Below are 11,039 nucleotides of genomic sequence, written 5' to 3' on the forward strand. Positions count from 1 at the left end.
CGCCCCTTCCACCCTCGCGCGTACACGTAAGGATGTGACTCAACGCCATGCAGCTCGTCATCGTCGAATCGCCCGCCAAGGCGAAAACCATCGAGAAATACCTCGGCTCCGACTACCGGGTGCTGGCAAGCTACGGCCATGTCCGCGATCTGCCGCCCAAGGACGGCTCGGTCGATCCCGACGCGGGCTTCGCGATGGAATGGGAAAATTACGCCGACAAGGCGCGGCAGCTCAAGGCGATCACCGACGAAGCCAAGCACGCCGACCGCTTGATCCTCGCGACCGACCCGGATCGCGAGGGCGAGGCGATTTCGTGGCACGTGCAGGAGGTGCTGCGCGGGCGCAAGGCGCTGCCCAAGGACGTGCAGCGCGTGACGTTCAACGCCATCACCAAGGCGACCGTCACCGAAGCGATGAAGCACCCGCGCGAACTCGATACCGATCTGATCGACGCCTACCGTGCGCGCCGCGCGCTCGATTATCTGGTCGGCTTCACGCTCTCGCCGGTGCTGTGGCGCAAGCTGCCCGGTGCGAAGTCGGCGGGCCGGGTCCAGTCGGTCGCGCTGCGGCTGATCGTCGAGCGCGAGCGCGAGATCGAGGCGTTCCGCGCACAGGAATATTGGTCGGTGACCGCGCAGATGGAGCACGACGGCACGCCGTTCGTCGCGCGGCTCACCCGCTGGAACGGCGACAAGCTCGATCGGCTGTCGATCGGCGACGAAGGCACCGCGCTGCGCGCCAAGGCCGATGTCGAGCAGGGCCGGTTCACCGTCGATACGGTCGAGACCAAGCCCGCCACGCGCAACCCGCCACCGCCGTTCACCACCTCGACCTTGCAGCAGGAGGCCGCGCGCAAACTCGGCTTCTCGGCCGATCACACGATGCGGATCGCGCAAGGGCTCTACGAGGACGGCGCGATCACCTATATGCGGACCGACGGCGTGCAGATGGACGGCAGCGCGATCTCGGCCGCGCGGCTCGCGATCGCTAACCGCTATGACGCGCATTATGTGCCCGACAAGCCGCGCCAGTACACGTCCAAGGCCAAGAACGCGCAGGAAGCGCACGAGGCGATCCGCCCGACCGATTTCAGCAAGGACCGCGCCGGCTCGGGCGATCATGCCCGCCTGTACGATCTGATCTGGAAGCGCGCGCTCGCCAGTCAGATGGCGTCGGCGCGGCTCGAGTGCACCACGGTCGAACTCGCCGAAGGGACTGGCCGCACCGCCTTGCGCGCGACCGGGCAGGTCGTGCTGTTTCCCGGCTATCTCGCGCTGTACGAGGAAGGCACCGACGACAGCCAGGACGAGGACGCCCGCCGTCTGCCGCGCATGCGCGAAGGCGATGCGCCCGCCAAGAAGGCGGTCGATGCCGAGCAGCATTTCACCCAGCCGCCGCCGCGCTTCTCCGAGGCGAGCCTGGTCAAGCGGCTCGAGGAACTCGGCATCGGCCGGCCATCGACCTATGCGTCGATCATCAAGACGCTCAAGGATCGCGCCTATGTGCGCACCGAGAAGAACCGCTTCTTCGCCGAGGAGAGCGGCCGGCTGGTGACGGCGTTCCTCGAACGCTTCTTCGAACGCTATGTCGGCTATGATTTCACCGCTGGCCTCGAGGACGAACTCGACGAAGTCTCCGGCGGGCGCGCGCAGTGGCAGGCGGTGCTCGAAGCGTTCTGGAAGGACTTCAAGCCACGCACCACCGAGGTGATGGAGCAAAAGCCCTCCGAGGTGACCGCCGAACTCGACAAGTTCCTCGCGCCCTATCTGTTCCCGGAACGCGCGGACGGCGGCGATCCGCGGCTGTGCCCGAGCTGCGGCAAGGGGCAGCTCGCGCTGCGCGGCGGCAAGTTCGGCGCCTTCGTGGCGTGCTCCAATTACCCGGACTGCAAATATACCCGCCGCTTCGGCCAGGGCGGAGCGGCCGAGGATGGCGCCGCGCTCGAGAATGAGATTCTCGGCAACGATCCCGAGACCGGGCTGCCGGTCGAGCGCAAGTCGGGGCGGTTTGGGCCATATATCCAGCTCGGCGAGGGCAAGGAGGCGAAGCGCGCGTCGATTCCCAAGGACGTGCCCAAGCTCGATCTCGAATGGGCGCTAAAGCTGCTCTCGCTGCCGCGCACGATCGGCACGCACCCCGAGACCGGGCTGCCGATCACCGCGTCGATCGGGCGCTATGGTCCGTATCTGGTGCACGACGGCAAATATGCCCGGCTGACCTCGACCGCCGACGTGTTCGAGACCGGCATGAACGCTGCCGTCGTCAAGCTCGCTGAGGCAGCGGCGGGCGGCGGACGACCGCAACGCGGTGCCGCCCGCGAACCGCTCAAGGTTCTCGGCAAGCATCCGCGCACCGAGGCCGAGATCAAGCTGATGGAGGGCCGCTACGGCCCCTATGTCACCGACGGCGAAACCAACGCGACCCTGCCAAAGTCGATCGAGAAGGACGCGCTGACGCTTGAGGAAGCCGCGCAACTGATCGACGCGCGCGCCGCCGCCGCGCCGGCCAAGCCCAAGAAGAAGGCGCCCGCCAAAAAGGCCGCGGCCAAGAAGCCGGCAGCGACCAAGGCCGCCGCCAAGCCCGCTGCGAAGGCGCCCGCCAAGAAGGCGGCGCCCAAGGCGACTAAGAAAGTCTGACGTTCCAACGCGTCAGAACCGGTCGTGCGGAGCGAAGTGGAGGGATGGCGCCGTGCGCAGGTGCCTCGAATTCGCTCGGCACGAACGGGTAGCTAGACTGGCGAGATCAGGTTTGGCGGGCGCGCATCGCCGCGATCAGGCGGTCGTCTGCATCTCCACCGCGACATTGTCGATCAGTCGCGTGGTGCCGAGCCGCGCGGCGGCGAGCAGCCGCAACGGCCGGCCCGGCTCGGGATGTTCGGTCAGCGTCTCGGCATCGACCAGCGCGACATAATCGATCGCGAAACCCGCCGCGTTCAGCATGTCGTGTGCGCTCGCCATCGCCGTCGCGACGTCGCCGCCTCGCCCGATCTCGCGCGCCGCGATGCCGAGCGCGCGTGGAAGCGCGACCGCGCGGGCACGTTCCGCCTCGTCGAGATAGATGTTGCGTGAGGACAGCGCCAAGCCGTCATCCTCACGCTGGGTCGGAACGCCGATGATCTCGATGCCGAAATCGAGATCGGCGACCAGCCGGCGGATCACCGCGAGCTGCTGGAAATCCTTTTCACCGAACAGGGCTACATCGGGGCGGACCTGGTTGAACAGCTTGGTGACGACGGTGGCGACGCCGTCGAAATGCCCAGGCCGCGCCGCGCCATCGAGACCGTCGCTGACCCCGGAGACCGAGATGTTGGTGGCGAAGCCGGCTGGATACATCTCCTCGACGGTGGACGCCCAGAGCACGTCGCAACCGGCGCGGGTGAGCATCTGTGAATCGGTGCCTTCGCGGCGCGGATAGCGCGACAGATCCTCGCCCGCGCCGAACTGGCGGGGGTTGACGAAGATCGACGCGACGATCCGCCGCCCCGGCCGCTTCGCCGCCTCGATCAGCGCGATATGGCCGGCGTGGAGCGCGCCCATCGTCGGCACCAGCGCGATCGACTCGCCCGCTGCGCGGAAGGCGGCGACGGCATCGCGAAGTGCCGCGATCTGACGGATGGTTTGCACGGGCGTCGAGCCTCCGGTAAGAATGGCTGGGCCTTCTATGGGCGGTAGCCCGAACGGGCAATAAGAGGAATTTGAGACATTGCCGGGTGACGGGAAAAAGCCGCACATCATCGTTTTCGCCAACGAAAAGGGCGGCACGGGGAAATCGACCACCGCGGTCCACGTCGCCATCGCGCTGGCGATGAAGGGCGGCCGTGTCGCCGCGTTCGATCTAGACCACCGTCAGCGCACCGTCGGGCGCTATCTCGACAATCGCGCCGTAACGGCGAAGCGCACCGAGCGCGAACTCATCACGCCGCGCCATGCCACGCATGACGGCAAGACCGACGCGAAGTTCGAGGACTTGTTCGCGTCCTTGTCCGAAAATGCCGATTTCCTCGTCATCGATACGCCCGGTCGCGACGATCCGTTCGCACGGATGGCGGCCCAGCGCGCCGACACGCTGGTGACGCCGATGAACGACAGTTTCGTCGACTTCGATCTGATCGGTCAGGTCGATCCCGACACCTACAAAGTGACCCGCCCGAGCTTCTATGCCGAGCTGATCTGGGAGGCGCGCAAGGTGCGCGCCCGCACCGATGGCGCGACGATCGACTGGGTGGTGTTGCGCAACCGCGTCCAGCATATCGAGGCACGCAACATGCGGCGCGTATCCGAAGCGCTCGACCAGCTTTCCAAGCGCGTCGGCTTCCGCATCATCCCGGGGCTCGGCGAGCGGGTGATCTACCGCGAGCTGTTTCCAAAGGGGCTGACTATGCTCGATTCGGGCGCGTTCGGCGAGATGGGGCTGAGCCATGTCGCCGCGCGGCAGGAGCTGCGCGAGATGATGAACGCCCTTTCCTTGCCCGATCCGGCCGTGCCGATGTTCGCCTGATGACGAAGTTCCTGCTCCTGGCCGCGTTGCTCGCAGCCGGATGGCATTTTTTCTTGCGCCGTTCCAACGCCAAGCCGCGGATCGACGAGCGGGAGGCGCGTGCGATCCTCGGCGTGAGCGCCTCCGCCGACGCCGAGACGATCCGCGCCGCGCACCGCCGCCTCGTTTCCGCCGTCCATCCCGATCGCGACGGCGGTTCGCCGGAGCTTGCGCGGCGGATCAACGCGGCGCGCGACCTGCTGCTCAAGCGGTGACGCCACGCCCGTGAGCCACCGTTTCGATCCGACGATCCTGCGCGAATACGACGTGCGCGGAGTGGTCGGGACAACGCTCCACGAGAGCGATGCCCATGCGATCGGACGCGGGTTCGCGACCCGCGTGCGGCGGGCGGGCGGCTCCCGCATCGCGGTCGGCTATGACGGGCGGCTGTCCTCACCGGCGCTCGAAGCGGCGCTGGTCGCGGGGTTGACGGCAGGCGGGGTCGATGTCGTGCGGATCGGCTTGGGACCGACGCCGATGCTCTATTACGCCGAGGCGCATCTCGGCGTGGATGGCGGCATCCAGATCACCGGCAGCCACAATCCGGCCGATCAGAACGGCTTCAAATTCGTGCTGAGGCATGCACCCTTCTTCGGGGCCGAACTTCAAGACCTCGCGACGCTCGCGCGGGAAGGCGGCTGGAGCGAGGGCGCGGGAGCCGTCTCCGACGCGGACGTGCTCGACGCCTATGTCGATCGGCTGATGATGGGCCATTCGGGCGGCGCGTACCGGATCGGCTGGGATACGGGCAACGGCGCATCCGGCCCGGTGATCGAGCGATTGGTGCAACGCCTGCTCGGCGAGCATCATCTGCTGTTCACCACGGTCGATGGCAGCTTTCCCAACCATCATCCCGACCCATCCGAGGCGGAGAATCTCGCCGATCTCAAAGCATTGGTCCTGCGCGAAGGTCTGGATTTCGGTTTCGCTTTCGACGGCGACGGAGACCGGATCGGCGCGATCGACGCGCGGGGCCGCATCCTGGCGGGCGATCAGATTCTCGCCGTGCTCGCCGAACCGGTACTGCGTGACCTGCCGGGCGCGACGATCATCGGCGACGTGAAGATGAGTGGCACCGTGTTTGATCGCGTGCGCGATCTCGGCGGCGTGCCGCTGATGTGGAAGACGGGCCACAGCCACATGAAGGCGAAGCTCGCCGAAACCGGCGCGCCACTCGCCGGCGAGCTGACCGGGCATATCTTCTTCGGGCAAGACTTTTATGGCGTCGACGACGCGCACTACGCCGCAGTGCGGTTGATCGATGCGATCCACCGCTCCGGGCGCTCGCTCGCCGCCTTGCGCGACGCGATGCCAGTAATGGTGAACACGCCGGAGCTACGCTTTCCGGTGGATGAGGCGCGCAAATTCGCGGTTGTCGAGGACGTGCTCGACCGCCTCGCCGCCGACGGCGCCACCGTGGATCGCACAGACGGCGCGCGTGTCGATACCGCGGAGGGCTGGTGGCTGCTACGCGCATCGAACACGCAAGGCGCGCTGGTGGCGCGGGCCGAGGCGCGCGACCAGGCCGCGCTCGACCGGCTGCTCGCGCAGATCGACGCACAGCTCGCGGCGAGCGGCATCGCGCGGACCGGATGAACGCTCCCGCTCGTGCCGAGCGAAAACGGGCGCGGACGTGAGCGCATTAGGGTAGAGTTAAGGGACTGGCTTTTCGCCGCTCGAGCCGCCACCTAAGTGGCATGCCCCCTCCCCCGCCCCCGCCGATGATCCGGGTCGTCGATCTTGAAACCACCGGCCCCGCCCCGCCCGCACACGGCGTCTGTGAGATCGGCTGGCAGGATGTCGCGCAGGGCCCCGACGGCCGTTGGGAGTTGGTCGGCGAGGGCGGTTCGAGGCTGGTCAACCCCGGTCGATCGATGCCGCCGATCACGCAGGCGATCCACCATATCCTCGATGAGCAGGTCGCGGACGCGCCGATATGGCATGATGTCGCGCGCCAGGCGCTCGATCCGTGGCCGCGCCGGCTCGCGCTCGCCGCGCATCGTGCCGATTTCGAGCAGCAATTCTGCACGCCCGCGCTCACCCGTAGCGCTGAATGGATTTGCACGTGGAAATGCGCGATGCGGCTGTGGCCCGACGCGCCGAGCTTCTCCAATCAGGTGTTGCGCTATTGGCGCAAGCCCGAAGGCATCGAGCATGAACGCGGCCTGCCCGCGCATCGCGCCTTCCCCGACGCATATGTGACCGCGTTCCATCTGCGCGACATGATCAATCTGGTCGGTGTCGAGCAGTTGCTCGAATGGTCGCGGCTGCCCGGCCTGCTGCCGCGCGTGCGCTTCGGCCCCGATCGCGGCAAGGAATGGCACGAGATCGAGGATGAATCGCTCGCCAAATTTCTCGGCGACCGCGATATCGACGTGCGTTTCACGGCGGAGACCGAACTCGCGCGCCGTCAGGGCGGCGGCTTCGTCGGACGGCAGACGTTGCAAGATCGACTATTGTAAGCGTTTGCTATGTTGATCCACATCAAGGTGGGGCGGCTGGTGTTTTGCGCCGACGCCCTCTACCACCCCGCACGATGATCCGGCGAGCGCTACGAATATTCGGCGAAAGCGAAGGTGCGATCGGCCGCCTTTTGATCACCTGTATGAGTATCGGTTTCGCCGCGCTGCTCGCGGCGGGCGTAGCTGCGGTGTGGACGACGATGCGCAGCCAAGCGCATACCGACATGGTCAACCACACCTATACGGTCAAACTCGCGATCGCGCACACGCAGACGCTGATCGAACAGGGCGAAACGGCGCGGCGTGGCTATCTGCTGACCGGCGATTCTGATTACCGGCATAATTACGACGTGGCGGCGCTGCAGACCGCGCCCGAAATCGCGCGGATCGCAAGGCTTACCGGCGACAATCCGGTTCAGCGGCGGAACCTCGCGACACTCCGGCCCTATCTGCGCGCGCTGTTTGCGCAACGCGCCTCCACCAACGGCCAGATCGCGCGGGGCGATAAGGCGGACGCGCTCACCAGTTTCCTCAACGAAAAGGGCGCGCGTCGGATGTACCATATCCGTGCCGTCCTCGCCGCGATGGGCGATGAGGAAACGCGATTGCTCGGCGTTCGTGACATGGAGCAGCGCAACACCGTGCGCGCTTTCTACGGCGTGCTCGCGGCGGCGGGCGTGTTGCTGATGATCGTCGCGCTGCTCTCGATCACGACCGTGCAACGCTATACGCGCGACCTCGCCCAATCGCGCGACACGCTGCGCGACTTCGCGGATTCGCTGGAGGATCTCGTCGCCGAGCGCACCACCGAACTGACCCGCGCCAACGAGGAGGTGCAACGCTTCGCCTATATCGTCAGCCACGATCTGCGCTCACCACTCGTCAACGTGATGGGCTTCACCGCCGAACTGGAAGCGGCGACCGCGACGATCACCGGGCTGATCGACCGAGCCGAGCAGGACGCCCCCGAGATCCTGAGCGACGAGGTGCGGCTGGCCGCGCGCGAGGATCTGCCCGAGGCGATCGGCTTCATCCGCACGTCGACGCAGAAGATGGACCGGCTCATCAACGCGATCCTCAAGCTGTCGCGCCAGGGCCGCCGGGTGATCACGCCCGAGCCGCTCGACACGGGTGCGTTGGCGGCGACGGTCCGGGCCAGCGTGCAGCATCTGCTCGACGACCGCGGTGCGGAGCTCGAGATCGCGCAGCCGATGCTCACGATCGTCAGCGATCGTCTGGCGCTCGAGCAGATCTTCTCGAACCTGATCGAGAACGCGGTCAAGTATCTCGATCCCAAGCGGCCCGGCCGCATCATCGTGCGCAGCCGTCGCGAAGGCGTGCGCGCGATCTTCGAGATCGAAGACAATGGCCGTGGCATCGCGCCTGCCGATCATGCCCGCATCTTCGACCTGTTCCGCCGCTCCGGCCAGCAAGACCAACCCGGCGAGGGCATCGGCCTCGCGCATGTTCGCGCCTTGGCGTACCGGCTCGGCGGGACTATCGACGTGGCGTCCGAGCTGGGCCGCGGCTCGACCTTCCGCATCAACCTTCCCATCACCTATGTCGAAGCCCCGACCACTCGAACCGAGCGAGACCCCGCATGAACGACCACCGTTCCGTCAGCATCGTGATGATCGAGGACGATGAAGGCCACGCGCGCCTGATCGAGAAGAACATCCGTCGTGCCGGCATCCTCAACGACATCACCCATTTCACCGACGGCACCACCGCGCTCGACTATTTGTTCAACCATGCCGACGGCCCGGCCCACAATGGCCCCGCCCTGGTGCTGCTCGATCTGAACCTGCCCGATATGAGCGGGACCGCCATCCTCGCCAAGATCAAGAGCACCCCAGCCCTCAAGCGCACGCCGGTGGTTGTGCTCACCACCACCGACGACAAGGTCGAGATCCAGCGCTGCTATGATCTCGGCTGCAACGTCTACATCACCAAGCCCGTGAATTATGAGAGCTTCGCGCAGGCGATCCGTCAGCTCGGCCTGTTCCTGTCGGTGATCCAGGTGCCGGAGATCGAAGGCAACTGATGGCCGACACGCCGCCCACCTATGTGCTCTACATCGATGACGATGCTGGCCTGCGCCGCCTCGCCTCGCGGTCGCTCGCGCGGCACGGGTTCGTCGTCACGGTGGCGGAAGGCGGCGCCGAGGGGGTCGCGCTCGCGCGGGAACAGCGGTTCGACCTGATCGCGGTCGACCATTACATGCCCGGAATGGACGGGCTGGAAACGCTCGGACACCTGACCGCGCTGCCCGATGCGCCGCCGGTCGTCTATGTCACCGGCTCGGAAGAAGGCCGCATCGCGGTTGCCGCGCTGAAAGCCGGCGCAGCAGATTACGTCGTGAAGTCGGTGGGCGCCGATTTCTTCGATCTGCTTGCCTCCGCGTTCGCACAGGTGCTCGAACGCGCCAAGCTGGAACGCGACAAGCACGCCGCCGAGCAGATGCTGCGCGCGAGCAATGCGCGGCTCGAAGCATTGCTGCGCGAGGTCAACCACCGCGTCGCCAACAGCCTGCAGATCGTCTCGGCGATGGTGCGGATGCAATCGACCGCGCTCGCCGACGAGAATGCGCGCGCCGCGCTGGAGGATACGCAGCGCCGCATCACCGCGATCGCGCAGGTGCACCGCCGGCTCTACACCACCAACGACGTCGAACAGGTCGATATGCGCGAATATCTGCGCGCGCTGGTCGACGAACTCGGCGAGACATGGTCGAGCGACGCCGAGCCGCGCACGCTCAGCCTGTCGGCCGAACCGATTCGTCTCGCGACCGACCGTGCGGTCTCGCTCGGCGTGATCGTCACCGAGCTGGTCAGCAACGCGTGCAAATATGCGTATCCGCTCAAGGCCGGCGAGGTGCGGATCGCGCTGTCGCAGGTCGATGGTGACCAGTTCCAGCTCGCGGTCGAGGATGATGGCGTCGGCATGGACGTCGCCGCGCCGGCGCGCGGCACGGGCGTCGGCACCAAGCTCATCCGGGCTATGGCGCAGAGCCTCCATACGATCGTCGAATATGATGTCGGGCACCGGGGTGTGCGCGCGACGCTACGCGCCGCGCTGGGGTAGGCCCCATCAGTCCGTGGATAGTCCGTGCGCCGCGTTCGCGAGGCCGCCGTCGGCAGGCCGCTCGCCAAGGACGGTGACGATACTGCCGACGATGATCATCGCGCCGCCGACGAGGATCGTCGCCCCCGCCGGATCGCCGAAGAAGCCGATGCCGAGGATCGACCCGACCAGCGGCTCGATGTTGATGAACACGCCCGCGGCCGCGCTGCCGACCCGGCTCGCGCCGATGTTCCACGCGACCGTGGCGAGGAAGGTCGAAAGCAGGCCCTGACCGGCGATCCCGGCCCACGCCGCCGCCGACATCCGCAGCGGCGGTGCCCCGTGCAGCAGCAGCGCGATCGGCAACACGGCCAGGGCGGCGATGACAACGGTAACGGCGGGCACCGCCATCGCGCTCGCGGTCTTGGGCGCCCGCCGCAAAGCGAGCAGCCACGCGAGGAAGATCAACAGCGCGATCAGCGACAGCGCGATGCCGAACGGCGTGCCCGAGCCGTCGGGCTTGCCGGCGATCAGCACCGCGCCGAGCGTCGCGGCGGCCACGCCGATCCACGATGCGCGACTCACCCGCTCGCGCAGCAGGAACGCTGCGATTGCGATCAGCGCTGGCATCGCGCCGACCAGCAACGCGGCGAGCGTGACGGTGACGTGCGCCAGCCCCTCGAACTGCACCACGAACGCGACGCCATAGCAGATGCCGGCGATCACGACCGGCGCCGAGCGGAACAGCGCGCGCGCCTCGCGCGAAGCCAGCGCGAAGGGCAGCGAGACGACCGCGGCGATCGCGAAGCGCAGCAGCACCATATGCGCCGCCCCCATCTCGTGCAGCGCGATCTTGCCAAACGGGAAGCCGAGCCCCCAGAAGATGCCCGCGAGGGCGAGGAACAGGAAGGGCAGCATCGCCGCACCGTCGCACAGGAGCGGAGTCGATGCCACCACCGCGTGCTACCACCGCGGTGA

General features: G+C 67.1%; 10 protein-coding genes. 8 read left to right on the forward strand and 2 right to left on the reverse strand.

Going from position 1 to position 11,039, the window contains the following annotated elements; genetic code table 11:
* The first annotated feature begins 47 nt into the window (after positions 1-47).
* Positions 48-2,636: a type I DNA topoisomerase gene (gene topA, locus PX554_RS07760; RefSeq protein WP_275500438.1), complete on the forward strand. Its 2,589-nt coding sequence runs from the start codon at positions 48-50 to the stop codon at positions 2,634-2,636.
* Between the two features lie 135 nt (positions 2,637-2,771).
* Here topA and panC read toward each other — a convergent pair whose 3' ends face one another.
* Positions 2,772-3,623 (reverse strand): pantoate--beta-alanine ligase, encoded by an 852-nt coding sequence (gene panC, locus PX554_RS07765; RefSeq protein ID WP_275500441.1) that lies wholly within the window; start codon positions 3,621-3,623, stop codon positions 2,772-2,774.
* 79 nt (positions 3,624-3,702) lie between these two features.
* On the opposite strand from panC, the gene PX554_RS07770 reads away from it, so the two are divergent.
* The 7 genes from PX554_RS07770 (at position 3,703) to PX554_RS07800 (ending at position 10,082) form a co-directional block, all read left to right on the forward strand.
* Positions 3,703-4,497 carry a division plane positioning ATPase MipZ gene (locus PX554_RS07770; protein ID WP_275500443.1) on the forward strand — a complete coding sequence of 265 codons (795 nt, stop codon included), beginning with the start codon at positions 3,703-3,705 and terminating at the stop codon, positions 4,495-4,497.
* Entirely contained in the window at positions 4,497-4,751 is a 255-nt protein-coding gene (locus PX554_RS07775; protein WP_093224789.1) for a J domain-containing protein, read from the forward strand. Before PX554_RS07770 ends, PX554_RS07775 begins: the two co-directional genes overlap by 1 nt.
* Before the next feature lie 10 nt (positions 4,752-4,761).
* Positions 4,762-6,132 (forward strand): phosphoglucomutase/phosphomannomutase PgmG, encoded by a 1,371-nt coding sequence (gene pgmG / locus PX554_RS07780; protein WP_275500445.1) that lies wholly within the window; start codon positions 4,762-4,764, stop codon positions 6,130-6,132.
* Between the two features lie 125 nt (positions 6,133-6,257).
* Positions 6,258-6,998 (forward strand): exonuclease domain-containing protein, encoded by a 741-nt coding sequence (locus PX554_RS07785; protein WP_275500446.1) that lies wholly within the window; start codon positions 6,258-6,260, stop codon positions 6,996-6,998.
* 143 nt (positions 6,999-7,141) lie between these two features.
* The gene (locus tag PX554_RS07790; protein ID WP_275500449.1) at positions 7,142-8,602 is read left to right on the forward strand and encodes a sensor histidine kinase; all 1,461 of its coding nucleotides are present in this window, start codon (positions 7,142-7,144) and stop codon (positions 8,600-8,602) included.
* Positions 8,599-9,042 carry a response regulator gene (locus tag PX554_RS07795; protein WP_093224796.1) on the forward strand — a complete coding sequence of 148 codons (444 nt, stop codon included), beginning with the start codon at positions 8,599-8,601 and terminating at the stop codon, positions 9,040-9,042. The genes PX554_RS07790 and PX554_RS07795 overlap by 4 nt, the downstream gene beginning before the upstream one ends.
* Positions 9,042-10,082 carry a sensor histidine kinase gene (locus PX554_RS07800; protein WP_275500452.1) on the forward strand — a complete coding sequence of 347 codons (1,041 nt, stop codon included), beginning with the start codon at positions 9,042-9,044 and terminating at the stop codon, positions 10,080-10,082. Before PX554_RS07795 ends, PX554_RS07800 begins: the two co-directional genes overlap by 1 nt.
* A gap of 6 nt (positions 10,083-10,088) precedes the next feature.
* On the opposite strand, the gene PX554_RS07805 is transcribed toward PX554_RS07800, so the two are convergent.
* Positions 10,089-11,015 (reverse strand): DMT family transporter, encoded by a 927-nt coding sequence (locus PX554_RS07805; RefSeq protein WP_275500454.1) that lies wholly within the window; start codon positions 11,013-11,015, stop codon positions 10,089-10,091.
* Between the last annotated feature and the right edge of the window lie 24 nt (positions 11,016-11,039).

This window comes from Sphingomonas pollutisoli, from assembly GCF_029167165.1.
GTDB lineage: Bacteria > Pseudomonadota > Alphaproteobacteria > Sphingomonadales > Sphingomonadaceae > Sphingomonas > Sphingomonas pollutisoli.

Coding starts and splice junctions, on each gene's coding strand:
- topA (WP_275500438.1), top strand. CDS start 48: ATGCAGCTCGTCATCGTCGAATCGCCCGCCAAGGCGAAAACCATCGAG.
- PX554_RS07775 (WP_093224789.1), top strand. CDS start 4,497: ATGACGAAGTTCCTGCTCCTGGCCGCGTTGCTCGCAGCCGGATGGCAT.
- PX554_RS07785 (WP_275500446.1), top strand. CDS start 6,258: ATGATCCGGGTCGTCGATCTTGAAACCACCGGCCCCGCCCCGCCCGCA.
- PX554_RS07790 (WP_275500449.1), top strand. CDS start 7,142: ATGAGTATCGGTTTCGCCGCGCTGCTCGCGGCGGGCGTAGCTGCGGTG.
- PX554_RS07795 (WP_093224796.1), top strand. CDS start 8,599: ATGAACGACCACCGTTCCGTCAGCATCGTGATGATCGAGGACGATGAA.
- PX554_RS07800 (WP_275500452.1), top strand. CDS start 9,042: ATGGCCGACACGCCGCCCACCTATGTGCTCTACATCGATGACGATGCT.